Source organism: Roseomonas chloroacetimidivorans, from assembly GCF_049629625.1.
GTDB lineage: Bacteria > Pseudomonadota > Alphaproteobacteria > Acetobacterales > Acetobacteraceae > Roseomonas > Roseomonas chloroacetimidivorans.
Window position 1 is genome coordinate 1 of record NZ_JBNBZS010000005.1, and the last position, 25657, is coordinate 25657.

Annotated in this window: 24 protein-coding genes, 1 tRNA gene and 1 riboswitch; of the genes, 6 read left to right on the plus strand and 19 right to left on the minus strand. The window is 68.8% G+C overall.

What is annotated here, in order from left to right:
• Positions 1–95: 95 nt before the first annotated feature.
• The 4 genes from folE to metZ form a co-directional block, all read right to left on the minus strand.
• On the minus strand, positions 96–695 hold the full coding sequence (gene folE / locus ACO1BU_RS05310) for a GTP cyclohydrolase I FolE (RefSeq protein WP_424134926.1): 600 nt from the start codon (positions 693–695) through the stop codon (positions 96–98).
• A gap of 237 nt (positions 696–932) precedes the next feature.
• Positions 933–1343, minus strand: coding sequence for a Co2+/Mg2+ efflux protein ApaG (gene apaG, locus ACO1BU_RS05315; RefSeq protein ID WP_424134875.1), 411 nt, complete (start codon positions 1341–1343; stop codon positions 933–935).
• Complete coding sequence (locus ACO1BU_RS05320; RefSeq protein WP_424134876.1) at positions 1340–1951, minus strand: LysE family translocator; 612 nt, start codon at positions 1949–1951, stop codon at positions 1340–1342. Before ACO1BU_RS05320 ends, apaG begins: the two co-directional genes overlap by 4 nt.
• 177 nt (positions 1952–2128) lie before the next feature.
• The gene (metZ, locus tag ACO1BU_RS05325; RefSeq protein ID WP_424134877.1) at positions 2129–3358 is read right to left on the minus strand and encodes an O-succinylhomoserine sulfhydrylase; all 1230 of its coding nucleotides are present in this window, start codon (positions 3356–3358) and stop codon (positions 2129–2131) included.
• 46 nt (positions 3359–3404) lie between these two features.
• Positions 3405–3482: riboswitch (SAM riboswitch) on the minus strand.
• 112 nt (positions 3483–3594) lie between these two features.
• Here metZ and ACO1BU_RS05330 point away from each other — a divergent pair.
• Positions 3595–3669: transfer RNA gene (locus ACO1BU_RS05330), tRNA-Gly, on the plus strand.
• 483 nt (positions 3670–4152) lie between these two features.
• The gene (locus ACO1BU_RS05335; RefSeq protein WP_424134878.1) at positions 4153–4674 is read left to right on the plus strand and encodes a hypothetical protein; all 522 of its coding nucleotides are present in this window, start codon (positions 4153–4155) and stop codon (positions 4672–4674) included.
• Between the two features lie 24 nt (positions 4675–4698).
• On the opposite strand, the gene ACO1BU_RS05340 is transcribed toward ACO1BU_RS05335, so the two are convergent.
• The 15 genes from ACO1BU_RS05340 to ACO1BU_RS05410 all read right to left on the minus strand — a co-directional run bounded on the left by ACO1BU_RS05340 (position 4699) and on the right by ACO1BU_RS05410 (position 20355).
• Positions 4699–5346 (minus strand): chemotaxis protein CheX, encoded by a 648-nt coding sequence (locus tag ACO1BU_RS05340; RefSeq protein WP_424134879.1) that lies wholly within the window; start codon positions 5344–5346, stop codon positions 4699–4701.
• Between the two features lie 11 nt (positions 5347–5357).
• A complete protein-coding gene (locus tag ACO1BU_RS05345; RefSeq protein ID WP_424134880.1) occupies positions 5358–5741 on the minus strand; it encodes a response regulator in 384 nt (127 codons plus the stop codon).
• Between the two features lie 63 nt (positions 5742–5804).
• Complete coding sequence (locus tag ACO1BU_RS05350; RefSeq protein ID WP_424134881.1) at positions 5805–6053, minus strand: hypothetical protein; 249 nt, start codon at positions 6051–6053, stop codon at positions 5805–5807.
• Between the two features lie 2 nt (positions 6054–6055).
• A complete protein-coding gene (locus ACO1BU_RS05355; protein WP_424134882.1) occupies positions 6056–8014 on the minus strand; it encodes a chemotaxis protein CheA in 1959 nt (652 codons plus the stop codon).
• Positions 8011–8856: a CheR family methyltransferase gene (locus ACO1BU_RS05360; RefSeq protein ID WP_424134883.1), complete on the minus strand. Its 846-nt coding sequence runs from the start codon at positions 8854–8856 to the stop codon at positions 8011–8013. The genes ACO1BU_RS05355 and ACO1BU_RS05360 overlap by 4 nt, the downstream gene beginning before the upstream one ends.
• On the minus strand, positions 8853–9965 hold the full coding sequence (gene cheB, locus ACO1BU_RS05365; protein WP_424134884.1) for a chemotaxis-specific protein-glutamate methyltransferase CheB: 1113 nt from the start codon (positions 9963–9965) through the stop codon (positions 8853–8855). The genes ACO1BU_RS05360 and cheB overlap by 4 nt, the downstream gene beginning before the upstream one ends.
• On the minus strand, positions 9962–11413 hold the full coding sequence (locus ACO1BU_RS05370; RefSeq protein WP_424134885.1) for a chemotaxis protein CheW: 1452 nt from the start codon (positions 11411–11413) through the stop codon (positions 9962–9964). Before ACO1BU_RS05370 ends, cheB begins: the two co-directional genes overlap by 4 nt.
• Before the next feature lie 4 nt (positions 11414–11417).
• Complete coding sequence (locus ACO1BU_RS05375) at positions 11418–13343, minus strand: methyl-accepting chemotaxis protein (RefSeq protein WP_424134886.1); 1926 nt, start codon at positions 13341–13343, stop codon at positions 11418–11420.
• Between the two features lie 139 nt (positions 13344–13482).
• The gene (modC, locus tag ACO1BU_RS05380; protein ID WP_424134887.1) at positions 13483–14589 is read right to left on the minus strand and encodes a molybdenum ABC transporter ATP-binding protein; all 1107 of its coding nucleotides are present in this window, start codon (positions 14587–14589) and stop codon (positions 13483–13485) included.
• The gene (gene modB, locus ACO1BU_RS05385) at positions 14589–15287 is read right to left on the minus strand and encodes a molybdate ABC transporter permease subunit (protein WP_424134888.1); all 699 of its coding nucleotides are present in this window, start codon (positions 15285–15287) and stop codon (positions 14589–14591) included. The genes modC and modB overlap by 1 nt, the downstream gene beginning before the upstream one ends.
• A 3-nt stretch (positions 15288–15290) precedes the next feature.
• Positions 15291–16079, minus strand: coding sequence for a molybdate ABC transporter substrate-binding protein (modA, locus tag ACO1BU_RS05390; RefSeq protein WP_424134889.1), 789 nt, complete (start codon positions 16077–16079; stop codon positions 15291–15293).
• Between the two features lie 68 nt (positions 16080–16147).
• Positions 16148–17503, minus strand: coding sequence for a glycosyltransferase family 4 protein (locus tag ACO1BU_RS05395; protein ID WP_424134890.1), 1356 nt, complete (start codon positions 17501–17503; stop codon positions 16148–16150).
• Positions 17500–18534, minus strand: coding sequence for a glycosyltransferase family 4 protein (locus ACO1BU_RS05400; RefSeq protein ID WP_424134891.1), 1035 nt, complete (start codon positions 18532–18534; stop codon positions 17500–17502). The genes ACO1BU_RS05395 and ACO1BU_RS05400 overlap by 4 nt, the downstream gene beginning before the upstream one ends.
• Positions 18531–19526 (minus strand): glycosyltransferase, encoded by a 996-nt coding sequence (locus ACO1BU_RS05405; protein WP_424134892.1) that lies wholly within the window; start codon positions 19524–19526, stop codon positions 18531–18533. The genes ACO1BU_RS05400 and ACO1BU_RS05405 overlap by 4 nt, the downstream gene beginning before the upstream one ends.
• Before the next feature lie 22 nt (positions 19527–19548).
• On the minus strand, positions 19549–20355 hold the full coding sequence (locus tag ACO1BU_RS05410; RefSeq protein WP_424134893.1) for an FkbM family methyltransferase: 807 nt from the start codon (positions 20353–20355) through the stop codon (positions 19549–19551).
• 9 nt (positions 20356–20364) lie between these two features.
• Here ACO1BU_RS05410 and ACO1BU_RS05415 point away from each other — a divergent pair, with 9 nt between their 5' ends.
• From ACO1BU_RS05415 to ACO1BU_RS05430, 4 genes are all read left to right on the plus strand, one after another.
• Positions 20365–20700, plus strand: coding sequence for a hypothetical protein (locus tag ACO1BU_RS05415; RefSeq protein ID WP_424134894.1), 336 nt, complete (start codon positions 20365–20367; stop codon positions 20698–20700).
• Between the two features lie 519 nt (positions 20701–21219).
• On the plus strand, positions 21220–22386 hold the full coding sequence (locus tag ACO1BU_RS05420) for an HlyD family secretion protein (protein ID WP_424134895.1): 1167 nt from the start codon (positions 21220–21222) through the stop codon (positions 22384–22386).
• Positions 22383–23951, plus strand: a complete 1569-nt coding sequence (locus tag ACO1BU_RS05425) for a DHA2 family efflux MFS transporter permease subunit (protein WP_424134896.1) — start codon at positions 22383–22385, stop codon at positions 23949–23951. The genes ACO1BU_RS05420 and ACO1BU_RS05425 overlap by 4 nt, the downstream gene beginning before the upstream one ends.
• A 2-nt stretch (positions 23952–23953) precedes the next feature.
• Entirely contained in the window at positions 23954–25537 is a 1584-nt protein-coding gene (locus ACO1BU_RS05430; protein WP_424134897.1) for an efflux transporter outer membrane subunit, read from the plus strand.
• The last annotated feature ends 120 nt before the right edge of the window (positions 25538–25657 follow it).

The following is a 25657-nucleotide window of genomic DNA, read 5'->3' on the forward strand; positions in this document are numbered from 1 at the left end:
GGCCGGGGTACTCCCGCCCCGCGGGAGCCCCCCCGGGGCGCGGGGCCCCGGGGCGGGCGGGGGCCCCCGCGGACCTGTTCGGCTTCCCGGCTATCCTATCCCTCGAAGGTGCCGCTGCGGCCGTTGATGATCGAGAGGAACTCGCGCCGGGTCGCGTGATCGTCGCGGAAGGCGCCGAGCATGGTGCTGGTGACCATGGTGACGCCGTGCTTATGCACGCCGCGCGTGGTCATGCACTGATGCGCCGCCTCCAGCACGACCGCCACGCCGACCGGGTCCAGCACATCGTTGATGGCGTTGGCGATCTGCGCGGTCAGCTTTTCCTGGATCTGCAAGCGCTTGGCGAAGGCGTCCACGCAGCGCGCCAGCTTGCTGATGCCCACCACGCGGCCGCGCGGCAGGTAACCAACATGGGCACGGCCGATGATCGGCACCATGTGGTGCTCGCAATGGCTCTCCAGCCGGATGTCGCGGAGCACGACCATCTCGTCATAGCCCGCCACCTCCTCGAAGGAGCGCTGGAGAAGCTGCACGGGATCGGTCGCATAGCCACCGAAGAGCTCCCGGTAGGACTTCACGACGCGCTTGGGGGTGTCGAGCAGGCCCTCGCGGTCCGGGTCGTCGCCGGCCCAAAGAAGAAGGGTGCGAACCGCCGCCTCAGCCTCCGCCTGGGTCGGGCGCTTATGGCCAGCCAGTTCGGCGGGAACGGCGACTTTGGCTTCCGAGAGGGCTTCGCTGTCGGTCTTCGTCGATTCGGTCACGGGGCTTCCTTGGGGGCGGGAGGACCCGCCGCTGCTCTCTGATGCGGCTGGGCCGCGAGGTCCGGGCGCCGAATTTAGCGCGGGTTAAAAGGTGGAGCGGGACACCCGCCAGCAAAAGCGGGGCGGACGCGGACCCGCCTTGCGTGCCCCGCATCCAGGGCTCGCGCCACGTCAGTTCAATGTGACCTGTCCATGCGGGCTGTCCAGGCTGAAGGCGGGAATCTCGGCGTCGAAGGCTTCGCCCGTCGCGGTGACCACCATGTGATAGAGCCCGCGCATGAAGCCCGAGGAGGTCGCGAGGGGGGTGCCAGAGGTGTATTCGAAGACCTCGCCGGGCTCGAGGACCGGCTGTTCCCCCACTACCCCATCGCCATGGACATGCTGGGTACGGCCCATGGCGTCCGTGATGTGCCAGGTCCGCTTGAGCAACTGTACCGTCTCCCGCCCTTCATTGGCGATGCGGACGCGGTAGGCCCAGACATGGCGCCCGGCCTCTGGGTCCGACTGGTCCGCGAGATAAAAGGTACGCACGGTAACGCGCAGGCCGCGCGTGAGGGCATAGAAGGTGGGGGACTCGTTCATGCGCGGCGCCCCAGCAGCGCGGTGGCCAGCCCTGCGCCGATCAGCATGGAGCCGCCGGCGCGGTTCAGCAGCCGGCGTGGCCCGGGCCGCCGGATGGCGCCGGAGAGGCGCCCGGCCAGCAGCGCATAGCCGAGCGCATTCCCCGCCGCGAGAAGGACGAAGCTGCAGACCAGCAGCCCGGCCTGCGGCAGGAAGGGGCGTGCGGGATCCAGGAACTGCGGCACGAAGGCGATGAAGAAGGCGATGCTCTTCGGATTGGTGGCGGTGACCAGGAAAGCCTGGAGCCCAGCGCGGCGCGGCGGCAACGGGGCTGGCGCGCCCTCCACTGGCGCCCGCCACATCCGCAGCCCGAGCCAGAGCAGATAGGCCGCCCCCGCCCATTTCAGGATGCCGAAGGCGAGGGACGATGCAGCGAGCAGTGCGCCCAGCCCGGCCAGGGAAAGGCTCATTGCCAGGGCGTCGCCCGCCGCCACGCCCGCCACCAGCGGCAGGGTGGAGCGCCGGCCGCCGCCGAGCGACTGGCCGAGCACCAGCAGGATGGTCGGCCCGGGAATGATCAGCATCGCAGAGGCCGCCGCGACGAAGGCGAGCCAGGTTTCCAGGTTCACGGCGCCGTCTCCCTCGGGTTCCAGGACATCCATCGTTCACATGCGTTCACGATGGATGTCCTCGCTTTTTGTCTGAAGAGCAGCCCAGGCTTTCGGGCGACCCCGCCCTGCTGCGTTCTGCTCTGGGCGGCGGAGGGTGCCACCCACCCCACCGCCGCGTCCATCACAGTTGGTGGATCAGCGTGCCGCGCGGGCCACGCCGCCCCCGGTGGCACGCAGCCCATCCAACGCCTGGGACAGGTCGTCGATCAGGTCCTGCACATCCTCCAGCCCGACAGAGAAGCGCACCGTGCCGTCGGTGATGCCCAGCCGCGCGCGCTCCTCCGCGCCCACTTTCATGTGGGTGGTGGTGGCGGGATGGGTGACCATGCTGCGGGCATCGCCAAGATTGTTGGAGATGTCGATCAGGCGCAGCCCGTCCAACACGCGGAAGGCTGCCTCCTTGCCGCCGGCCACGTCGAAGGTGACGAGCGTGCCGCCGGCCGACATCTGCTTCTTCGCCAATGGCTGCTGCGGGTGGCTGTCCAGGAAGGGATAGAGCGTGCGCGACACTTCGGGCCGGGCGGCGAGGAAATCGGCCAGCTTCGCCGCGCTGGCGCACATGGCCGGCACGCGCAGGTGCAGCGTTTCCAGCCCCTTCAGGATCACCCAGGCATTGAAGGGAGAGATGCTGGGGCCGGTGTTGCGGATGAAAGGCTGCAGCACATCCTCCACCCACTTCTTCGTGCCGAGCACGGCGCCGCCGAGCACGCGGCCCTGGCCGTCGAAATGCTTGGTGGCGGAATAGACCACCACATCGGCGCCCAGGGTCAGCGGTTTCTGGAGAAGGGGCGTGGCGAATACATTGTCCACCACCACGATCGCGCCCGCCGCATGCGCCAGTTCAGACACGGCCGGCAGGTCGACCAGTTCCAGCATGGGGTTAGAGGGGGTCTCGAGCAGAACAAGAGCGGCCGGCTTGCTGAAGGCGTCGCGCCATTGGTCCAGGTCGGTGCCGTCCACGAAGACGGTCTCGATGCCGTAGCGCGGCAGCAGGGTGGAGACGATCCAGTGGCAGGAACCGAACAGCGCGCGCGAGGCCACGACCCGGTCGCCCGCCTTCAGATGGGAGAGCAGCGCGGCATGTACTGCGGCCATGCCCGAGGCCGTGACCCGGCAGGCCTCGGCCTCCTCCAGCGCTGCCAGTTTGTTCTGCAATGCCTCGATCGTCGGGTTGCCGAAGCGGGAATACTGGTAGTGCTGGATGTTGCCGAGGAAGGTGTCCTCAGCCTGCTGCGCCGTCTCGTACATAAAGCCGGAGGTGAGATGCAGCGCGTCCGACATCTCATCGAAGGAGCTGCGATTCTGGCCGCCGCGAACGAGGAGCGTGGCAGGGCGGAGCGGGATGTTCGGGAGCGTCTTGGGCATGACGGGCGTTCCATCGAGTCACGGATGGCCCGGTCGGGCGGAGGGGAGCCCCTCCGCCACGGCCGTTTAGCGCGTTTCTTTAGGCTCGCCGCAAGCTGGCCGACAAATCGCGAGCGCCCGTATCGCGGCTTTGTGGCCGGGGTTGGGACCGGGGCAAGCTAGTCCCCCCTTCCGCCGGGAGCAAGGGCGCGGATTGCGCGATTTCCTGGGGTGCGCTAGGTGTTGGGGTACGGAGCGCGGGCGTAGTTCAGAGGTAGAACGTCAGCTTCCCAAGCTGAATGTCGTGGGTTCGATTCCCATCGCCCGCTCCAGCGCTCCCCTACCAAGCACCGCTCAGTCACTGAACCGCAGGGCCCTGACCCTAAGGCAGGGCCACACTTCCGCTTTCCCGCGAGCCGGAAATAGGGCTGCGTAGCTTTCCTCCACACCTGTTCACGCCCGGGCTCGACCGCTTGGCCCGCCGAACAAACCCCGTCCGTCTCCGGCAACTTTGTTTGGCCGGGTGACCGGGTTTGGATGGGTGCCCCTGCGCGCTCCTCCTTGTGAGGTGCAATCGCCGCACGTTCCGGCCAGAAGCACGGCCCTGCCGTCCAGGCAGCCGGTAGGCGGTCTTGTGGGGACAAGCTGCGCCGCGCGAAAGCCATCGGGATGTGCCGCGGCCTGCGTAGGGCCGCCGCTGGGCATGCTGCCTGCCCATTCCGAACAAGGCGTGAGGGGAGGGCTGTCCGCTGCGACCACGGACGAGGACCGCCAGCCGTGCGCTGGCCAGGTCGCGCCCAGATCATGGAGACTGCATGAATCGAACTGCGGCCCTTTCCCTTCTCGTTCTCTTGGCCGCCTGCGGCTATTCTGATTCCAGAATGGCGCATCAGGCGCAGATCGACATGGTCGGCATGACTGCCACCGACCTGCAATCCTGCGCCGGCATCCCCGATAAGACCAAGCGGCTTGACGAGCGGACGGAGCTGTTCAGCTACGTCCTGAAGAATGAGTCGACGGGCGGGATCCAGGTGAACCTGCCGGTGGTCGGGGGCGGCTATACGCTGGGCGGCAGCGGAAATTCCTGCACCGCCACCTTCCGGCTGACAGACCACCGGGTCAGCGGCGTCTTTTATGCCGGAAACAATGACCGCCCGGTCGGCGAGGACGGGGTCTGCTCCCATATCGTGCGCGGCTGCATGCGCCGGCCCTTGCCGAGCATGACGCGGGCGACAGAGGATGCGCCCGAGGCCTCCGCCTTTTACCAGCCGCCCGCCCCGCCAGAGCCCGCGCCTGCCATGGCTTCGGTGGTGCGGATGGAACCGGTGGGCCGCTGAGCGGCCGCCCCGGCGGGCCAGCCATCATCCGGCTGGTGATGGGCCCACGTCGTCGTTCATCACGCGATCAATGAAGTCACCCACCAGCAGCTTCAGGGCGCCGAGTGAAGGCAGGTCCATCACCATGGCGATGTAGCCGCGGATGCTTCGGTCCCGCACGGAGAAGTTGATGTAGAGGAAGAGAACCAGCCCCTCCTTCTCCTCCGTCGACTTCTTCGGCCGCTCCAGCAGCGTATGCCCGTCGCCGCGCAGCACCTCCGGCAGGGACATGGTCAGGGAACGGCGCAGCATGTTCGCCATGGTGGCGAGGCAGCCGTTCAGGATGATGTTGCCAATCTCCGCCAGCGCCTCCCGCTCCATCTCGGCGAGTTCCTCGGGCGGAACCTCCTCCCCGACGACGGCGCGCATCAACTCCAGCCCATTGGCCTGGGGGAAGATCAGCAGGGCCCGGCCGGTGAAGGCGCCGGTAAAGTCCTGGCGCACGGCCACCAGGTTCTCCCCCTCGCGCTCCGCGATCAGGGTGGCGGCGGTGGCATGGGGAATCACCTCCACCGAGGGGACGGACAGCAATACCTCCCCGCCCACCATCTTGCGCAGGCTGGCGGCGGCACGGCTGACGCCGATATTGACCAGCTCCGTCAGTGCATCGCGCTCGAGGGCGCTGAGGCTCACATCGGGCGTCGTCACCGGGCGGCCGCGCGGAGCCGCAGGGCCGCGCCGGAGACGAAGCCACGCAGGGCGTCCTCCGTCACCGGCTTGGCCACGAAGGTCGCGTTCACCGCGCGGGCCCGGGCGATCACCTCTTCCTGCACATTCGCGGTGATGATGGCGATGGGCATGGTCGGATGCTGCGCGCGCATCTCGGCGGCCAGCGCCAGCCCGTCCTTGCCGGGCATGTTGTAGTCGATCAGGGCCAGGTCGATGCTGCCTTCCGCCAGCCTCGCCATCGCCTCCTCGGCCTGACTGGCCTCTACCCGGACCCAATCGGGCTGCAGGACATTGAGCGCCTTTCCTGCAACGATGCGGGCCAGCTTGCTGTCATCAACGATCAGAACGGTAGTCGGCACATTCGGGACTCCAGAAGCGGGCAGGCGAGGGGAGCCCGTCACGCCGAGTAGGGTCTTCGCACTTTAGACGCTGGGTGGCGCTGCAAAAAGCGGTGCGAGCCAGCGCGCGGTAAAGGGATCGCCCGGCGGGCCGGCCAGGGGAGGGCGGAGGGCCAGCAGGGCCTGCACCACGGAGGCATGAAGGGGGCCGGCGGCGGTCAGGTCCACCACCCGGCCCTCGCCATTCTGGAGAAGGGCGAGGAGCGGTTCGGCATCCTCCACCCGGCCTTCGCCCTCCAGCCGGATCATCTTGCCGTCCAGGCGAACGCCCATGGTCAGCCTTCCTCGATCAGCGCAGACAGGTCCAGCACCATTAGCACGCGCCCATCGCCCAGCAGCGCCGTGCCCAGCAGGGCGGGCAGGCCGCGCAGCAGCCCGTCCAGGGGGCGCAGTAACACGTCCAGCCGGCCGGTGAAGCCTTCCACCTCCAGCCCGACCCGCCCGGAGCCGCTTCCAGTGACCAGCACCCGGGCCGTTTCGCCCCGCGGTGCCGTGGGCAACCCAAGTAGGGCAGCGAGGCGGAGCAGCGGCACGGTGCGGCCGCGCAGCACGAAGGCTTCGGCCCCGCCCAGGGGCAGGATGCGGTCAGCCGGAACGCGCGTCGTCTCGGCCACCATTTCAACCGGGATGCCAAAGGCCTCGCTACCGGCGCGTACCGTCAGAACGGTGGTGACGGCGGCGCCCTGGGGCAGGGAAAGACAAATAGTGGTGCCTGTGCCGGGCGTGCTGGACAGGGTGATGCGCCCGCCCATTCCCTCCACCGCCGCGCGCACCGCGTCCATGCCAACGCCGCGGCCGGAGATGTCGCTCACCGCCTTGGCGGTGGAGAAGCCGGCCCGGAAGATGAGATTCAGGGCCGCTGTGTCGTCCAGCGCGTCGATCGCGGCGGGTTCCATCAGCCGCCGCTCCCGCGCCACCTGCCGCAGCCGGGCGGGATCAATGCCGCGCCCGTCATCGGAAAGCTCCACGACCACCCCGCCCTCCGCCTGCCGCGCCGTAAGGGCGACGCGGCCCTTGCGGGCCTTGCCGGCGGCTATGCGGGCTGCCGGCGCCTCGATCCCGTGGTCGATGGAGTTGCGCAGCAGGTGCAGCAGCGGCTCGAACAGCCCGTCCACGATGGATTTGTCGGCCTCCACCGCCTCACCCTGGACAGTGAACTCTACTTCCTTGCCCAGGCGGCCCGCGGTGTCGCGTAGCAGCCGCGGAAAACGGGCAAAGCTACGGCCGAGCGGCACGAGGCGCAGCCCCAGGGCCTGGCGGTGCATCGCTTCGGCCAGGCGCTCGATTCCCGCCTGGCTTTCAGCCAGGGCGCGGGCCAGTGCCGGATCGACATCACCCGCCCGGGCGACGAGATGCGCCAGGCTGTTCTTCGCGACCACCAACTCCCCCGCAAGATCCACCAGCGCATCGATCCGCGCGGCGTCCACGCGCAGGCTGCGCGGGGCGGCAGGAAGCGCTGCCGCTGCGGCCGGCATCGGCTCAGGCGCGATGGGCGGGGGGATTTCCGCCAGTGCCACCTGGTCTGCGACGAAACGGAAGATGGGGCGGATCTCCGCGGCGGGAGCGGTGCTGACCGCCTCGACGACGAGATTGCAGCTAAAGGGGTCCGGTCCTTCCGCCGGCCAGGGTTCGCGCAGACCGAGATGCAGGGCGGCGAGCTGCGGAACGGCGCGGATCAGCGCCATCGGATCGTCGCCCAGGAAGAAGCAGTCTGGTGCGGGCAGGTAGCGTAGGGCGGTGACGGCCTGGCCGGCTGCATGGGCCCTGGCGATCACCTCGGCCTCGCGCGTCTGCAGCGCGGGCAGCCAGTCCGGCGCCGGCCCCGGCACCGGGGATGGGGCGGAGCCGGCGCCGCGCTGTTCGGCACGCAGCGCGGCCTGCAGCGTCGTTCCGCGCAGCGGTGCGTCAGCGGGCAGTGCACCGGTCGCGGCGATGGACTCCACCCAGGAATCAGTCGTGTTGATCAGGGCCAGCAGCGCATCCGTGGTGGCGCGGCCGAGCGTCAGCTGCCCGGCGCGCAGCGCCTCGAGCAGATCCTCGCCCGCATGCAGCGCCGCGGTCATGGGGGCGAAGTCGAAGATTGCGACGGAGCCCTTGAGCGTGTGGACCGCGCGGAAGGCACTGTCCAGGCGCGCGGCGTCGGCGGGATTCCGCTCGAGCGCGAGCAGGTCGTCGGAGGCCTGCTGCACCAGCTCGCGTGCCTCCGTCAGGAAGGTTTCAAGCAGATCCTTCACGTAGCGGGCCGTTGGTAGACGATCGCATCCGGAAAGCGACGCACCGTGAAGCGGTCGGAGATGCGCGTCATGGATTCCGTGTGCCCGAGCAGCAGGAAGCCGCCAGGGTTCAGCGCATCATACAGGGTCCGTGCGGCGTCGCGGCGCGAAGCCTCGTCAAAATAGATGAGCACGTTGCGGCAGAAGATGATGTCGAAGCGACCCTGCGCCGCCATGCTGGCCGCGTCCACCAGATTAGCCTGGGAAAAGCGAACGGATTCGCGGATGTCCTGAATGAGGCGGCGATGCAGGTCCCGCGGCGGTTCGAAATAACGGTCCTGGATGTCCTTGGGCAGGCGAGAGAGGGCGCGCTCGCCGTAATCGCCCTCCAGCGCCTCGGCCAATGCGTCCTCATCGATGTCAGAGCCGATGATTTCGATATTGTAGGCGTCGACCATCGCCCAGTTTTCCAGCAGCCAGATGGCGATGGAATAGGGCTCCTCCCCGGACGAGCAGGGAACGGACCAGATCCGCACGAGGTCGCCGGGGCCGCGCTTCGCTACGATCTCCGGCAGAATCGAACGGCTGAGGCAGCGGAGTTGGTGCTCCTCGCGGTAGAAATAGGTTTCGTTGACGGTGAAGCTGCTCACCAGTCGCGCGGCCTCGGCAGGGCTCGCGCGCAGGAGATTCATGTAGTCGGTGAAGGAGGCGACGCCCGACTCCTGGATTCGCTGCGCAATGCGGCGCTCGATGTAGTAGCGCTTGGACTCCCCATAGGACATGCCGGTGCGGCGGTAGAGAAAGTCGCAGAGGCGCTGCAGATCACCGGCGCTCAGCGGTGGCTCGGGCGCGGCGCTGTTCATGCGAGCCAGCCCGTCAACGTCCCCGCGATGCTCTGGAGCGGCAGCACCGCATCCGCTCCGCCCGCCCGCACCAGTTCGCCCGGCATCCCCCAGACCACGGCAGTTTCTTCTGCCTCGGCGATGGTGCGCCCGCCGGCCCGGCGCAGCCGGGCCATGGCGGCCGCGCCGTCATCTCCCATGCCGGTCATCAAGACGCCAATCAGCCGCTCAGCTCTGATCTGCTCCATGGCGCTGTCCACCATCCGGTCCACGCTGGGGTGCCAGCGGTGCTCGGGGTTGGAGGGGGCGGCGAGGACCACGGGGCCGCCTGCTCGCGCGCCGAAGATCAGGTCGGCATCGCCGCGCCCGATATAGACATGGCCCGGCGCCAGCGGCACGGGCCGCGAGGCCTCCAGCACCGTCAGGGCGCAGAGCTTGTCCAGGCGCCGGGCCAGCGGGCCGGTGAAGCTCGCGGGCATGTGCTGCGCGACGACCACCGGCCAGGGGAAATCGGCCGGCAGGGCGCCAAGCACCGCGTCCAGCGCCGGCGGTCCGCCGGTGGAGCAGCCGACGAGAACGATGCCCGGCACAGGGCCCGGCTTCAGGGCCGGCATAGAGCCGGGATTGGCGGCATGGGGAAGGGGCGCGCGCGGGGCGACAGGCGGCACCTTAGGGAGTTGAGCAGGCAGGCCGGCGCGCAGCCGCACGCGCTCGGTCAGACGATGGCTGCGGCGCAATCGCGCCTTGGCCGCCATGCGCACCTTTTCGACCAGATGGGGCGCCAGTTCCTCGATAGAGAGGGAGGCGGCACCGGCCGGCTTGGCGAGAAAATCCACGGCACCGAGCCGCAACGCCTCCAGCGTCACTTCCGCCCCCGCCTCGGTGAGGGAGGAGAGCATGACGACCGGCAGGGGACGTTCCAGCATGATGCGGTCGAGGCAGGTGAGCCCATCCATCCGCGGCATCTGGATGTCGAGCGTCACCACATCCGGGCGATCCGCGGCGATGGCCTCCAGCGCCTCTACGCCGTCCCGGGCGAAGGACACCTCGAAATCGCCCTGCGCCGCGAAGACGCTACCGAGAAGGCGGCGCATCAACGCGGAATCATCCACAACCAGAAGGCGGATCACGATTCGGGCTTGGCCTTCCCGGTCTTGCGCGTGGCCGGTTTGGCCGTTCCCTCCGCGCGCGCGGCGATGGCGGCCAGCAGGTCGCGTTCGGCCGCGTCCAGCAGGGCGCGCGGGTCAATCAGCAGGATCATCCGTCCGCCGCGCTCCACCCGCGCCACACGGTCGAAGATCCGGGTCTGGCCTTCCACCAGTTCCGGCGCGGGTGAGAGGTCGGCGGCCGGAATGGGAAGCACCTCGGACACCGCATCCACCGCGAAGCCGGCGCGTAGCCCGTCGATCGTCACCACCACGATCCGGCCACCGGCCTGCGGGCCTTCGCTGCCGAAGCGGCGGCGCTGGTCGATCACGGGAATCACGGCGCCGCGCAGGTTCATGGCACCCTCAACGAATTCCGGGGCGCGTGGGATGCGGGTCATGGTTTCGGGGCGGCGCACGACTTCATCCACGGCGGCGATGGGCAGGCCGTAATGCTCCTCACCCAGGCGGAAGACGACGAAGCGCTCCGCCTCGCCCGTCCGCGCCTCGGTCATGTCCGTCTCCTTCTTCCCGGCACCGGCCATGGCTCCCACCAGCCGCGCCGCCGTCTCCTCATCGAAAAGCCGCGTGGGGGAGAGGACGGAGACCAGCCGCCGTCCCTCGTCCAGCCGCGCGATCGCCTCCACCTGCGCTTCGCCCAGGCCGCGCGAGAGAACCGGCGGCACCGGGTCCAGTGCAGACGCAGGCACCTGCCGGATGGCCCGCATGGCATCGACCACCAGCCCGACCTGGTTCTGGCCGAGATGGATCACGACGATCCGGGCCCGCTCCGTCGCGGCTGGCCGCGCCGGCAGGCCGAGCAGCGCGTGCAGGGAAACCAGCGGCAGCAACCCGCCGCGATGGGCAATCACCCCGAGCATTGCGTTCCCCGTGCGGGGAAGGGCGGTTACTCCGGCCGGCAGGCGCGTCACTTCCGCCACCTGGTCCAGCGGAAGGGCATAGTCCTGGCCGGCGATCTCGAAGCTCACCAGGGCCTGCCGGTTCTCGGTGGCCTCCTCGGCCCCGGATTCCGGCCCGGCCGCGGCCGGCGCCAGAGCGCGGCGCGGAGCACGGGCCAGGGTGCCGAAGTCGCGCGCCAGGAGCGCGGGCAAATCAACGGTCCGCCCGGTGCCACCCTGTCCGAAGGCGGCGACGGAATCCACCAGCAGGCCAATGGATGTTCCCTCCTCGACCACCACCACCCGCGCGGCGGGAGAGGGGGCGGAACGCTCCTGCCCCATCAGTCGTGCGAGGGACAGCACGGGCAGGACCGTGCCGCGCAGGTTGCACAGGCCCAGAAGACTGGCCGGGGCATGGGGCACGCGCGTCAGGGGGGCGGGGCGCAGCACCTCCCGCACCGCGCCGGCGGGAAGAGCCAGCGCCTCGCCTGCCACCCCGACCGTCAGGACGTTGGTGGCGCCTGGTCCGGGCACCGGATCAGGCACTCGCCGCGCGAAGCTCGTCGGCGAGGCTCGCGATCTCCTCGATGGCGGCGGCCAGGTCCTCCGCGCCGCGGGCCTGCTGGCGGGCGGCGCTGGCGGCCTGGGTGACGGCGCCGCTCGCTTCCTCGGCGGCGGCGGCGATCTGGTGCGTGCCGGATGCGACCTCCCGCACCGCGCCGAGGATAGCCTCGGCCCCGGCCAGCACCTCCTGCGAGCTCTCGCGCAGCCCGACCAGATCGGCAGAGGCGGCGGCCAGACGCTCCTGGATCGCGCGCGTCTTGCCGATCTCGCCGGTGGAGGCGCTGGCCAACAGTCCCAGCTCGGCACGGACCACGCTGACCTGATCGCGGATGTCGCGCACCACCTCCTGCATGCGGTCGGCATTGCCGGCGGCGTCGCGCGCCAGGGCGCGGATATCGCTGGAAACCACGGCGAAGCCGCGCCCGGCCTCGCCCGCCCGCGCCGCCTCCACCGCGCCGCTGACGGCCAGCATGTTCGTCTGCACGGAGACCAGGGCAATGGCGTTGACGATCTTCTCGATACGCCGCCCCGAGGTCTCCAGCGCACCGATCAGCTCCGTCACCGCCCGCATCTCGGCCAGGGCCGCCTCCATGCCTGTGCCGAGGGCGGCGACGCTGGCCTGGCCCTCGCTGAGGCGGGGGGCCATGGCGTTGAGCTGCTCCACCGAGCGGGCGGCGGCGGAGCGGGTATCGGTGGCCGCGCGCTCGATCTGCTCCATGGCCGCGGAGGATTGCTGGGTGGCGGCCGCCTGGGCCTGGGCGCCTCGGCCAATCTGATCCAGCGCCGCCGTGATCTCCCCGGCCGCGCCGGACAACTCCTGCACCACGGCGGAGAGTTGCTCGGCGGCCGAGGCGACGTCGTCGGTCACGGAATCGGCGCCGCCGGATTGCAGGCTCTCGGCCATGGCGGCCAGTGCATGCGCGGTGCGCTGGCTCTCGTCCAGCGAGGTGCTCTGTTGCTGCACCGCGCGCTGTGCCTCGGTGGTCGCGGCCGATTGCTCCTCGGCAGCCGAGGCCACCTGTTCGGCGCCGCGCTGTGCCTCGCGCGCCGCTCCCTCGGCCTCGACGGCGGCCAGGAGAATGGCCCGCGCACTATCGACGAGCGCGTCGATGTCGTTGCGGACCGCGTCCAGCGTCACGACCACGGACCGGGCGTCGCGCATCTGGCCTTCAGCCGTGCCGGCGGCAGCGCGGATGCGCTCGCCGATGGCGCGGACCTCACCGAGGATCGTGTCCACCAGCTTCTGCACCTCGCCCGCGCTGGCCTCGGATTGTTCGGCAAAGGCGCGGACCTCCTCCGCCACCACCGCGAAGCCGCGCCCGTGCTCGCCGGCGCGGGCGGCCTCGATGGCGGCGTTGAGGGCGAGCAGGTTTGTCTGGTCGGAAATGTCGCCGACGGTGCGGGTGATTTCGCCAATCCGGGCCGCCTGGGCCTCCAGCGTCGCGACCACCTCAACGGCGCGGAGCTGGCGGGCCGCGTTGTCCTGCACGAAGCCGGCCGAAGCCTCGATCCCCGCGCTCAGCTCGATCAGCAGGGCCTGCAGCGCGTCGGTACGGCGGTGAGAGGCCTCGGCGCGGTTGCGCGCCTGGGCGAAGGTGGCGCCCAGGCTGTCGATATTGCCCTGGGATTGCTGTGCCGCGCCCGCAGCCTGCTCGGCGGAGGAGGCAATCTGCGCGAGGGCGCGGCCCAGCTCCTCTGCCGCGGCGGCGGCTTCCGTGATGCCAGCGGCCAGTTCCTCGGTCGCCGCGCCGATCCGCTCGGCGGCCTTCTCACGGCGGGCGCGGGAACGGTCCTGGGCCCGGCGCTGCATCGTGGGGCGGGAGGCAGGGGCGGGTGCTTCGGCGGGGGTGGAACGAGCCGCCGGTCGCGCGGCCAGCTCGGATGTCTTTACCAACGCCATGCGGTGTTTCGCCCCTTTGATGCCCGCCCCGCGCCAACCCGGTGGGAGGGCGAACCCGGCATGGTGGTGACGGGGCGGGACGCGGAGCCATTCTAGAGGTGGGGGGTGGGGCCGCCAAGCGCAGCGGCCGGCCAACGGGTCATGGCTCGGCCCCGGCCGGGGCGTCCGGCCTGCCTGGGGCGAAGGCGACAGATTTCACCAGCGCCCAGAGGGGCTGGCCCGGCCGCAGGGCGAGGCGCGCCACCGCATCGGCGGTGACGCGGGAGAGAAGCAGGATCTGGCCAACCCGCAGGCGCAGCATCGCCTCATGCCCTGCGAAAGGCTCGATGGATTCCAGCGTTGCCGGCAGGATGTTCTGTACGGAGAGGCCACGCGGCTCCTCGGTCGCGACGGAGACATCGCGTGCCCGGACGCGAAGGCGCAGCGGCGTGCCGGGCACTTCCTCCCGCAAAGGCACGCGTAGCGCGCCGCCCGCGAAGCCCAGGCGCGAAAGGCCGCGCGCGGGATCGTGATCCAGAAGCGTGCAGGCGAGCACCGCGCCGGCATCCCGCCGCGTCGCCAGAAGCGGCAGGTCGGTGCGGGCAGAAAGCGACTCCACCGTGCCGGCGGCGAGCACGCGGCCGGCTTCCATCAGCACGAGGTGGTCGGCCAGGCGGTCCACCTCGTCCAGCGCATGGGTGACGTAGAGGATGGGGACGCGGAACCGGTCGCGCACGCGGGCGAGAAAGGGCAGCACCTCCGCACGGCGGGGTGCGTCCAGCGCGGCCAGTGGCTCATCCATCAGCAGGAGGCGCGGGCGGGAGAGGAGGGCGCGGCCGAGGGCCACGCGTTGCCTTTCCCCGCCCGAGAGCGCGGCGGGACGGCGCGGCAGGAGATGGGCAATGCCGAGAAGAGCGACGACCTCTTTGAAATCCGGTCCGTCCGCCCCGCGCGGCGCGCGGCGCAGGCCGTAGCGCAGATTGGTTTCGACGGAGAGGTGGGGGAAGAGGCGGGAATCCTGGAAGACCATGCCGCAGCGACGCTTCTCCGGCGGAACCATGAGGCGCGAGGCGGTGTCGAGCAGGATCATGCCATCCAGTGCCACCCGGCCGGCCTCGGGCCGCAGCAGGCCCGAAACCGCCGCGAGCAAGGTGGACTTGCCGCAGCCGGAAGGTCCGAACACGGCCGTAACGCCCGGCGTCGGCGTGGCAAAAGCGGCGTCCAGCACGAAGCCGGGGAAGTGGTGGCGGAGCGCGGCCTCCAGCATCAGTGCGGCGTCCGGCCCAGCAGCACGCCAAGGCGGCGCCCGGCGAATTCGGCCAGCAGCAGCCCGGCAACAGCCAGGGTGAAGGAGATGGCGGCCAGCTTCGCGGCTGTCGCCTCGCCGCCCGGGGTCTGGGTGGCGCTGTAGATGGCCAGTGGCAGGGTCTGGGTTTCGCCGGGGATGTTGGAGACGAAGGTTATGACGGCGCCAAACTCCCCGAGCCCCGCCGCAAAGGCGGTGATGGCGCCGGAGAGGATTCCCGGCGCGATCAGGGGCAGGGTGATGGTGACGAAGCGGTCCAGCGGCCCGGCACCGAGGGTGCGCGCTGCCGCCTCCAGCCCCGGATCGACAGAATCGAGGCTGAGCCGCACGGCGCGTACGATCAGGGGAAAGCTCATCACGGCCGTGGCGAATGAGGCGCCGGCCGTGGTGAAGACCAGGCGGATCCCGAACCAGTCATTCAGCAGCGCGCCCACAGGACCGCGCAGGCCGAAGGTGACGAGCAGCAACCAGCCCACCACGACCGGTGGCATCACCAGGGGTAAGTGCACCACCGCATCCAGCAGCGCGCGACCGGGAAAGCGGCCCCGCGCCAGCAGCCAAGCCACGAGCACCGCCGGGGGCAGGCCGAAGGCCACCGCGCGTAAGGCGACGGACAGGCTGAGCCGGACGGCCTGCCATTCCTCCGGCGTCAGTCCCATTGGCTAATGCGCGCGCAGGGCGAAGCCGAAGCGGCGATAGGTCTCGGCCGCCTCGTCACCGGTGATGAAGGCGAAGAAGGCGCGCGCCTGCGCGTTCCCGGCTGCGCGGCGGGTGAGGGCGAAGGGATAGGTCACCGGCGGGTGGCTTTCCGCCGGAAAGGTGGCGACCACCTTTACGCCGCGCGAGGCCGCGGCATCGGTCGAATAGACAATGCCGAGCGGCGCCTCGCCGCGCTCCACCAACAGTAGGGCGGAACGCACATTGTCGGCGCGGGCGAGGCGGGGAGAAAGCGCGTTCCACTGGCCCATCCAGGTCAGGGCCGCCTGGGCGTATTTGCCCACGGGCACGTTGGAGGGATCGCCCGTGGCAATGCGTCCGTTGGAGCCGAGCAGGGCGGCGATGTCGGTGTCGCGCGCGAGGTGCAGCGGCTGGAGGCGGCTGTCCGCCGGTGCAATGAGGGCAAGCGCATTGGCGAGCGGCGAGACGCGCGTGTCCTTCGCGATCAGGTCGCGTTGCTCGACATAATCCATCCACGGCTCGTCCGCGCTGGCGAAGATGTCGGCGGGTGCGCCCTGCTCCATCTGGCGGGCCAGGGCGGAGGAGGCGGCAAAGGAAAAGCGGGGTAGGGGATTGCCCTTGGCACGCCAAGCCTCACCCAGCGCCTTCATCGCATCCGTCAGGCTGGCCGCGGCGAAGATGGTGACGCCCTCCTGCGCCCGGGCGGAGGCGGACAGGCCGGTAATGCCGAGCATGAGAGGGGCGATCAGGGCACCGAGAACGAGGCGACGCATAAGACACCGTCCGCTGTTCCCGTTTGGCTATATCGGCAGCGCCGGAGAGGCGCAAGCATGCCTGGACCCTACGAAAGGCCAGCCCGCTTCTGCGCCCGCGCGATCCCCTTCGCGTCGATCTGCATGCTGTCGAGCACCGCTTCCATCCTGCGGACCGCAGGGTCGTCCAGCCCGAGCCCGAAATCCGACAAGGTGGAGAGCAGCCGTGCCTGTGTCTGATGCCTGGGTTGATCGAGGGGGCGGGGCGGCCGATTGGCGATCACTTGCTCCAGCAGCGGCAGCAACGCGTCCACATAGGCGCCGGGCGTGTGGTGCCGCAGTGCGTGGGCGCGCCCGCGGGCGCCGATCGCGGCACCCTCCGCCGGATGGGCCAGAATCCATTCCAGATGTCGCATCGTGTCCAGCGCCTCAGCCTCGGGCCGGCAGTGGAGCGCCGCATCGGCGGGGATGTCGGCATAGCCGCCATGGTGGGTCACGAGTGTGGGACGGCCAGAGGACATGGCCAGGATGGCGGAGGCCGAGGCCCCCTCCAGTACCGGATTGCGCAGGCAGGAGATCACGTCCGCGTCGCGCAACTGCCGGCGCAGTTCCTCATCGTTGACCCAGCCCGTGAATTCCGGCGGATCAAGCTGGCAGGCCGCTGCACGGGCAACGAGGTGCTCGCGCTGCTCCGGCGAAGCCTCGCCGATAACGCGCAGCCGGCAGCGCCCGCGCAGGATCGGGGAGGCCCCGATCGCCAGGATGACCTCGTCGATCCGCTTGTTGGTATTGGCATAGCCGACGGATGCTACCGTCAGCAGCTTTCCGGCTGACGGTGGTGGCGGCAGGTCGGGCACGGTGAAGGCCAGCGGGATGGTCGCCACTGGTCCCGGGCAGGCGGCGCGGAGGCGCTCTACGTAATGCGCCGCATGAGCCACGGCGCCGGTGCAGTGGCGTGCCAGCCATTCCAGCATCGGCCGCCGCCGGACCATGTCTCCCAGATCACCCCAGAAGGGATCGCCATCCGGCATCCCTTCTTCCCCGTAAAGCTCGCGCGCCAGCGGAACGAGTTCCGGCATGCGGCCGATGCTGTCGAACCAGGCCAGGGCGAGATGGCCCAGGAACATGTCGTGAAAGATCCCGACCATCCCATAGCCTTGCAGCCGGTCCACCGCCGCCCCGTGATGGAAAAGGTGGTTGCCGATATGTGCCACGACCACGTCGAACTGCATGTCCAGCGTGGTGTCGCTGAGATCGTCCAGATGGTGGATGGGGCCGGGCGGCGGGCGAAGGAGCGGCAGGTCACGAGCTTCGCCGCGCTCGGTCCGCAGCACGGTTACCCGATGCCCGCGGGCCGCCAGTTCGAAGGCCACCTCGGCGGCTGAGGAGCAGACCGCGCTGCGCTGGTTCCAGGGAGTAGCCCAGCCAATCCGCAGGCCCGTCACGCGAGCAGCCTTTCGATCGTAGTGGGCCAGTCCAACCCTTCGGCCGCCATAGCCGCCCGCCCGGCGAGGCCGAGCTCGTAGGCCCGCATCGGGTCGCCGCTGAGCGACGCCATGGCCTCTCCCAGAGCGTCCGCCAGAGGCTCCACCACGCGACCATTCTCCCCATCACGAACGATATCCAGCACGCCGCCGGAATCGGTGACGGTGATGACCGGCTTGGCTGCCTGGAAGGCCTCCATGGTGCAATATCCCAGGGAGTCCTCGTCATAGGGCAGGTAGGCGATGGCCTGGGCTCCATTCACTAGCCGCGCGAGATCGGCGCGGGGCAGGAAGCGCAGGTCGAACGTCACCCGGTCCTCCACCCCCTGCTCAGCCGCCAGGCGGCGCAGCGCCTCGGCATCGGCCGGCGTGTCCGGCGGGCCAGCGACCACCAGGTGCGCCGCAGGGGCGTGACGCAGGGCGCGGATCATCAGTTCCTGCCGCTTGCTGGCGTTCACCCGGCCGGTGGCGAGTATGTAACCGCCGGATTCCCCACCAGGAAAGAGCTCCGGATCGTTCAGCGGTGGGCGCAGTACCTCGCTATCGAAGCCGTTATAGTGCTTCAGGCGGCGGGAAGTGACGGGCGCGTTGGTATAGATGCGGCGCGCTTCGGAGAAGGCGAGCGCGTCACCGGCCCGGATTGCCGCCAGGATCTGCGCGCCGCGCTCATCGCCGGGAATGTTGCTTTGCCCCGCATCCAGCAGGTCATAGGCTTGGCGGTGCTGGTGCAGCAGCCACAGCACCTTGTCCTGCCAAGGAATGAGATAGGCTGGGAATTTTAGGGCGATCACCCGGTCCACCTTGCTCAGGCGCAGGCTGCGGGCGATCAGCATCTCGTCGATCAGGGTGTCGGCCGGATCCCAGGTGAAGGGGACGCGCATTCCTTCCGCTTCCATACCCAGGCGGCGGAGATTGAGAATGAGGTGGTCGTAGAGCTCCTCCGCACCACCATGTACGAAGGGCACGAGGGTGCTGAGCACGAGAACCCTCATGACAGCAGCTTCTCCAGCACCGCATCCCAACTTGTGCCCAGCGCGGCCGCCTGTGCTGCGGCCGCTTCGCCCAGCTGGGCGGCGAGGGCACGGTCGGCATAAAGCCGGTCGAAGGCTGCTGCCAATGCTGCCGGCTCGGGCGCCGTCACGAGGCCCGTCACGCCGTCCCGGACAAATTCGGTGACGCCGCCGGTATCCGCTACCGTCACGGTGCAGCGCCGTGCGTGCGCAGCCTCGATGGCCGGATAGACATCGCCCTCCTCGCAGGACGGCAGATAGGCGACAGCAAGGGCGTGTTCGAGCCGGGCGGCCTTTTCTTCCTCCGTGATCCAGCGCGCCTCAATCGTCACACGGCTGGTGATGCCATGGCGGCTCGCTGCGTCGCGCAGGATCTCCGCATAGCCGGGCACCATTTCGGTGCCGCAGAAGCGGATGCGGATCGGGCTGCGCGTCTGCGCCACCGCGTCGATCATGAGAAGCTGGCGCCTATGGGGTGCCATGCGGCAAATCACCACGATCTCGTCCCCGTAGGGACCGGTGCGGAAGAGTTCGGGGTACGGCGCAAGTGGGTAGAGTAGCTCGCTCTCCACCCCGTTGAACCGGCGCAACCGGTCGCCTGCTGCGCGGGAGGTGGTGAAGACCCGGTGCGCTTCGCCGAGCGCCGCCGTATCGGCCTCCGTCAGCGCGGCCGCCACCGGATTCTTATGATCGGTGGAGATGTGGAGGGAGTGGGCGAACCACACGATCTTACAGCGGTGCCGCACCGCATGGGCCTGCGGGAAGGTGATCACACGCTCGAAATAGTCGTCCAGGCGCATCATGCGCAGCGCGGCCATTTGCGGCAGCAGCTCGTCCGGCACATCGAGGAAGGAAAGATGAAGAAGCTCCACCCGGTGGCCACGCTCTACGAGTTTCTCGTGAAGCCCGCCTACCAGGAGCCGCGATCCGCCGCCAGCAAACGGCACACCGGTGGAAATCAGCCCGATTCTCATCGGCGTATGGAACGCAGCGGGATCATGCAAGCCGGAGCTCCGGATAGGCGCCGGGGGGCTGGCGCAGCATCAGCAACGTAGCCGGCGTGGCCTCAGCCAAGACCGGCATGGGCCGCGCCGCGCGGAGCGATCCCGTTCCCTCCTCAATTTCGAAAACCTCGAAGCCTGCGCCGGTGAGGTCGCCCATCCATTCTGCCGCATTTGTTACAGCCTGCCGGAGCGGCTCCGGCCCAAAGGGGACCAGGAGGGCCAGGTCAGGATTCTCAGCGGAGATACGGCGCATACCGTGCCAAGCGCGAAGCTCGAGGGCCTCCAGGCCGATCTTCACCAGTCGGACCGGCGTGCCAGGTTCCACCAACTCGTCCAGCGTGATCGTATCGACCTCCTCCGTCCGGCCGGTGTCGGGATTCAGCGCTCCTCTCCCTGCTGCCTCGCCAGCGGCAAATCGGTGGAGGGTCACCCAGGCATCCAGTCCGTTCAGGGCGAGATTCCGCCGCAACAAACCCGCTGCGCGAGAGGCTGGCTCCAGTGCGATCACGCGCCCGGAAGGGCCGACTTTCCGGGCAGCCGGGATAACGCAGAGGCCGATCTGCGCTGCCGCGTCAAGCATCACGTCGCCCGGGCGCAGCAGGGCTTCGATCACGGCCGTCATGCCGGACCGGGGCCGGTCGGCACGCTCCCGGATTGCGGCGATCAACGCGGCATCCTCGGTGGGAACCAGGAGATAGCCTTCCGGGATCCGCATCAGCACATCCTCGCCAAGGGAAACCACGAAGCGTTGGCCCAGGAGGTCCGTCATGGTGTTCTTCGCGTTGGCCAGCGCTTGCATAGAGGCCAGTTGATCGAGGCGGATCGCATCCGTGCCGATCTGCAGGCGCCGGATTCCAATATCCGTTTTTTCCAAGCTGCGTCGCGTTTTGCTATCCGTCGCCTCAATCAGTTGCCGCGTTTCGGTATGCTTCGCCTCAATCAGTTGCCGCGTTTCGGTGTGCGCCATTCTCATCAGGCTCTGCGTCTCGGCCTGAGCGGCTTCCGTTATATGCCGGACTCCCGCTACGGCCGCTTCGGTTGCCTGCTGGGCATCAAGGAGGCGTTGGAGGTCGAAATTGACCTTGTCCAGCATCCGCGCGTGATCCATCCTCGTGATCGAGTCGATCTCTGCTGTGCCGCGTAGATGCTCCTCAATGCGTCCGATGCGTCCGGAAAGGTCCGGCAGCGCCTCATCTACAGCGGAACGGATAACGGCCTTGAGGCGGTTCAGGATGGGAAGCGCGAGAGGGCGGAGCGCGGCGCGCACGGCGCGGAGGTGAAGCGGGCGGGGCCCGTCGGATGTTGACACCGGCGAGGCCTCCAAATCCTGTTCTCGCGCGAAACACATGCGGTGCCGGGACGGCATGCCAGACGAGCAATCCATAGCGACTTGTTATTTCGGTGCAAGCCCCGTTCCTCAAGCGGCCCGCATCGTGGCGGCGCGGCGGGGGGGGCTGCACGACGCCGGAGCCGGTCGGCAACCGGCGGGCGAGGCCGATAGGTCCGCTTTGCAGCCTCTGCCTGTGCTGTCGTGGCACGCTCAAGTTATCGCGACATGAGACCTTTGAGATGGCGCCCGCGGAAACTGCAGCTACATGGCCGGAATCGAGCTGGCCGGAGCGAGTTCTGTACGACCCGGCAGGCCTGACAATCGGGGGCCGGTATGGCGGTTCGAGAGAAGTCGCGGCAACACGGGAATCCATCTGGCGCCGATCGCAAGGACCAGCCCGACCAGGCCAAGAAGGAGAAACCGGAGCAAAAGGACGATGGCAAGGATCAGAAGGATAACGGGAACCGCCCGGGCCGCAGGCCATTAATCATCGGCGGCATTGTCCTTCTCGTCGCGGTCGTCGCGGGTGCCTGGTACTGGTGGAGTCACCGCAACCTCGAATCCACCGACGACGCCTATACCGAAGGCCGCGCCGTCACTGTCGCGCCGCGCGTTGGCGGCTATGTCACGGAGCTGGCAGTGGACGATAACCAGTTCGTCCATGCGGGCGACCTGCTCTTCCGCATCGACCCGCGGGATTATGTCGTGCAGCGGGACGAAGCGCGGGCCCAGGTGCAACTGGCTCAGACCCAACTCCGCGCCGCGGAGCTGGACCTGGAGATCACCCGCGTGCGCGCGCCGGCGCAACTGGCCGAAGCTCAGGCACAGCGCGACTCGGCCCGCGCCAGCCGGGATCAGGCCGAGGCTGATTATCGACGCCAGCGCAGCGTCGACCCACGGGCAACCACCCAGTCCAGCATCGACACGGCCACAGCCATGCTGCGGGTCCGCACCGCCGCCGTCGCCCAGGCCGAAGCGCAGGTCCAGATCGCCTCCGAGACGCAGGAGATGATCCAGGTGGCGGAAGCCACGGTGGAGCAGCGCCGCGCCGCGCTGGCTCAGGCGGAGGCGCAGCTGGCCCAGGCCGAGCTGAACCTCTCCTACACCGAGGTCCGCGCAGCCCAGGATGGTCGCGTGACACGGCGTAACCTGGAGAAGGGTGCGCTGCTGCAGGTGGGAGGCACGGTGATGACCCTGGTCACGCCCGAGGTCTGGATCGCCGCCAACTTCAAGGAGAACCAGCTGGACCACATGCGTCCCGGCCAGCCAGTGGAGGTTGAGGTTGATGCCTTTCCCAGCCTGAAGCTGCACGGCCATGTAGACAGCATCCAGATGGGCAGTGGCGCCCGCTTCAGTGCTTTCCCGGCCGAGAATGCGACGGGCAATTTCGTAAAGATCGTCCGCCGCGTGCCCGTGAAGATCGTCATCGACAGCGGGCTGGATCCGAACATGCAAATGCCGCTGGGCCTTTCTGTGGTGCCGACGGTGACGGTGGAATGAGCGGCAGCCAGGGCTGGAAGCCCCGTTCCAACCCCTGGGTTATCACACTGGTGGTGACACTCGCTGCCTTCATGGAGGTGCTGGACACCACCATCGTCAACGTCTCGCTGCCGCATATCGCCGGCAGCCTCTCGGTCAGCAACGACGAGAGCACCTGGGCACTGACCACCTATCTCGTCGCCAACGGCATCGTGCTGACCATTTCCGGCTCGCTCAGCCGCATGATCGGGCGCAGGCGCTACTTCCTGATCTGCATCTCCGTCTTCACCCTTGCCTCGCTGGGCTGTGGAATGGCTACCGAGTTCTGGCACCTTCTCCTGTTCCGCGCCCTTCAGGGCTTCTTCGGCGGCGGGCTGCAGCCCACGCAACAGGCCATCATCCTCGATACCTTTCCGCCGGAGAGGCGCGGCACAGCCTTCTCTGTCACGGCCATCGCCACCATCATCGCGCCAATCCTGGGGCCGGTGGCCGGCGGCTATCTGACCGACACCTATTCCTGGCATTGGATTTTCCTGATCAACGTGCCGATCGGCGCCCTGACCGTCCTCGGCGTGCTGCAGGTGGTCGAGGATCCGCCCTGGGTCGTGGAGGAACATGATCGCGGCTTCCGCTTCGACTATGTGGGCCTGGGCTTCGTCGTGCTGGCGCTGGGGGGCATGGAGCTGGCGCTGGACCGCGGCGAGAATGAGGACTGGCTCGCCTCTTCCTTCATCCGCAGCACGGCCCTGGTATCCGCGATCGGCTATGTCGGCGGCTGCTATTGGTTGCGCTACGCAAAGAGCCCGATCGTGAACCTGCGGGTTTTCAACGATCGGAACTTCTCGATCGGCTGTGCGCAGATCGGGCTGATGGGTTTTGTCCTCTATGCCTCCGCGGTGCTGATCCCGCAATTTGCGCAACAGCAACTCGGCTATAATGCCACCTGGTCCGGGCTGGTCCTGGCCCCCGGGGCGGCGGTGCTTGTGGTGTTGATTCCCATCACGGGCAAGCTGATGGGCATCATGCCCGCCAAGTACCTGGTCGCCTTCGGCGGGTGCTGTCTCAGCGCCGCGCTGCTCTACTCGCACGGCATTACGCCGGATCTGGACTATACGGAGCTTGCCATCATGCGCGCGGCACAGACGGCCGGGCTGGCCTTCCTCTTCGTGCCTATCAGCACCCTGGCCTATGCGACCCTGCCACGCGAACTGAATGGCGACGCCACGGCGCTGTTCACCATGATCCGCAACGTGCTGGGCTCGGTAGGGATCTCCGTCTCCACCGCGTTGGTGACAAACCACCAGCAAATACGCAACAGCTATCTCACCGAGCATATGACGCCGCTCTACGAGCCCTATAACACCACCTTGCAGCAGATACGGCAGGCGCTGGCCGCTTACGGCTACTCCGCTGCCCAGGCGACCCAAATGGCGACAACCCAGATGGCGCAGATGTTGCGCGCACAGGTGGCGGTGTTGGCCTATTCCGACGTGTTCCTGATTACCGCAGGGCTGGCTCTGCTGATCGTCCCGCTCGCCTTCTTCTTCTCGGCTGTCAAGGTGCAGGGCGGGGCAGGCGGGCATTGACCATGCGGCGTCTGGCTTCCCTGCTGCTCACCACAGCCCTGGCCGCCTGCACGGTCGGTCCCGACTTCCGGCCACCGGAAGCCGCTACCCCGGCCGCTTATAACGACGCGGCCCGATCGGGACCTTTCATGATGCAGGCACAGCCGGACCCGCTCTGGTGGTCTGGCTTCCACGATCCGCTGCTGGACAGCTTGGTAGGGCGCACGCTCAGCGGCAGTCTGACGCTGCAGCAGGCGGTGTTGCGCATCGTGCAGGCGCGCCAGGGCGAGACATCAGCGCGCAGCCTCGGCCTGCCCTCTGTCAACGCCTCGACCAGCTACACGCGGCAGCAACTCGGCCTTCGTGGTATCCTGGAATCCCGTGATGCCTTTAGCGCGGCCGAGCGGCTGCACGGCAATCCGCAGATCGAAGAGGCGCAGCCCGGCCTCTCCAACCGTCTGGCCGACGCGATCGGCGGGGGACTGACCGCCGCAACCCAGCCAGTGAACCTGTTCCAGGCCGGCTTCGACGCGGGCTGGGAGCTGGATCTGTTCGGCCGTGTCCGGCGCCAGGAGGAACAGGCTGGTGCCCAGACCCAGGTGGCGACGGAAAGCGCCAACGACGCCCTGGTGAGCCTGCTGGCGGAGGTGGTGCAGACCTATGTCCATCTGCGCGGCGCGCAGGCGCTGGCCCGGGCGCAGCAGGATAATATTGAGGCGGCGCGCGACATTCTGCGACTAACCGAGCGCCGCCAGCGCCAGGGTCTGACCCCGCAGATCGATGTGGAGAACCAGCGCGCCCAGCTCTCCAGCTACGAGGCGCAGCTTCAGCCCTACACGGCGCAGGTGCAGCAGGCGATGAACCGGCTGGCCGTGCTGATGGGCCGCCCGCCCGGCACGCTCGATGCGGAGCTGCAGGCCGGCCGCCCCATCCCGCCGACGCCGCCGGTGGTACCGGTCGGCCTACCTTCCGACCTTGCCCGGCGCCGGCCGGACATCCGCCGGGCGGAGGCCGCTCTGCATGTCACCACGGCCGGCATCGGCGTGGCCGTGGCGCAGTTCTATCCTTCCGTTTCCCTCACGGGCAGCCTGGGCACGCGCGCGACCGAGATCAGCTTCCTGAGCAACTGGTCCAGCCATTTCTACTCCCTCGGCCCGACCATTTCGCTGCCGATCTTCCAGGGCGGGCGGCTGACAGCGAACCTGAAGCTGGCCAAGGCGCAGCAGGCCGAGGCCGCGCTCGCTTACCGGCAGGCCGTGCTGGAGGCACTGGCGGAGGTGGAGGACGGGCTCGTCAATTATCGCGCCGACCGTGCACAGCGGGATCTGCTGCGGCAGACCGTTGCCTCGGCACAGACCGCGCTGATGCTGGCGCGGGACCGCTACGACCACGGTCTGTCCAGCTTTATCGAGGTGCTGGACGCGCAGCGCGTGCTGGTTCAGGCGCGCCAGCAGGAGGTTCGGGCGACGATTTCTCTCACCAGCGACGTCATCGCCCTCTACAAGGCGCTGGGCGGCGGCTGGACGGAGGCGGATTGGGCCGCCCGTGCGGCCGAGGTCGAGCCGCGGGCCGGCATTCCTTCGCCCGACGCACTGGTCGCTCATTAGGGCCCCGTCGCGGGGACAGGGAAGAACCAGCCTGCACGGTCCTGGCACAGCCGGGGCAGCATCCCCACCTCGCCGCCACGCCGGTCCGGTTGACCGAACCGCACAGCAGGGGATCCCTGA

What these genes read in the sequence shown, in the direction of transcription:
- apaG (WP_424134875.1), bottom strand. Translation starts at nt 1,343, where the DNA reads ATGAACGAGTCCCCCACCTTCTATGCCCTCACGCGCGGCCTGCGCGTT.
- metZ (WP_424134877.1), bottom strand. Translation starts at nt 3,358, where the DNA reads ATGCCCAAGACGCTCCCGAACATCCCGCTCCGCCCTGCCACGCTCCTC.
- ACO1BU_RS05335 (WP_424134878.1), top strand. Translation starts at nt 4,153, where the DNA reads ATGAATCGAACTGCGGCCCTTTCCCTTCTCGTTCTCTTGGCCGCCTGC.
- ACO1BU_RS05350 (WP_424134881.1), bottom strand. Translation starts at nt 6,053, where the DNA reads ATGGGCGTTCGCCTGGACGGCAAGATGATCCGGCTGGAGGGCGAAGGC.
- ACO1BU_RS05360 (WP_424134883.1), bottom strand. Translation starts at nt 8,856, where the DNA reads ATGAACAGCGCCGCGCCCGAGCCACCGCTGAGCGCCGGTGATCTGCAG.
- ACO1BU_RS05375 (WP_424134886.1), bottom strand. Translation starts at nt 13,343, where the DNA reads ATGGCGTTGGTAAAGACATCCGAGCTGGCCGCGCGACCGGCGGCTCGT.
- modC (WP_424134887.1), bottom strand. Translation starts at nt 14,589, where the DNA reads ATGCTGGAGGCCGCGCTCCGCCACCACTTCCCCGGCTTCGTGCTGGAC.
- modB (WP_424134888.1), bottom strand. Translation starts at nt 15,287, where the DNA reads ATGGGACTGACGCCGGAGGAATGGCAGGCCGTCCGGCTCAGCCTGTCC.
- modA (WP_424134889.1), bottom strand. Translation starts at nt 16,079, where the DNA reads ATGCGTCGCCTCGTTCTCGGTGCCCTGATCGCCCCTCTCATGCTCGGC.
- ACO1BU_RS05400 (WP_424134891.1), bottom strand. Translation starts at nt 18,534, where the DNA reads ATGAGGGTTCTCGTGCTCAGCACCCTCGTGCCCTTCGTACATGGTGGT.
- ACO1BU_RS05405 (WP_424134892.1), bottom strand. Translation starts at nt 19,526, where the DNA reads ATGAGAATCGGGCTGATTTCCACCGGTGTGCCGTTTGCTGGCGGCGGA.
- ACO1BU_RS05410 (WP_424134893.1), bottom strand. Translation starts at nt 20,355, where the DNA reads ATGCAAGCGCTGGCCAACGCGAAGAACACCATGACGGACCTCCTGGGC.
- ACO1BU_RS05420 (WP_424134895.1), top strand. Translation starts at nt 21,220, where the DNA reads ATGGCGGTTCGAGAGAAGTCGCGGCAACACGGGAATCCATCTGGCGCC.
- ACO1BU_RS05425 (WP_424134896.1), top strand. Translation starts at nt 22,383, where the DNA reads ATGAGCGGCAGCCAGGGCTGGAAGCCCCGTTCCAACCCCTGGGTTATC.
- ACO1BU_RS05430 (WP_424134897.1), top strand. Translation starts at nt 23,954, where the DNA reads ATGCGGCGTCTGGCTTCCCTGCTGCTCACCACAGCCCTGGCCGCCTGC.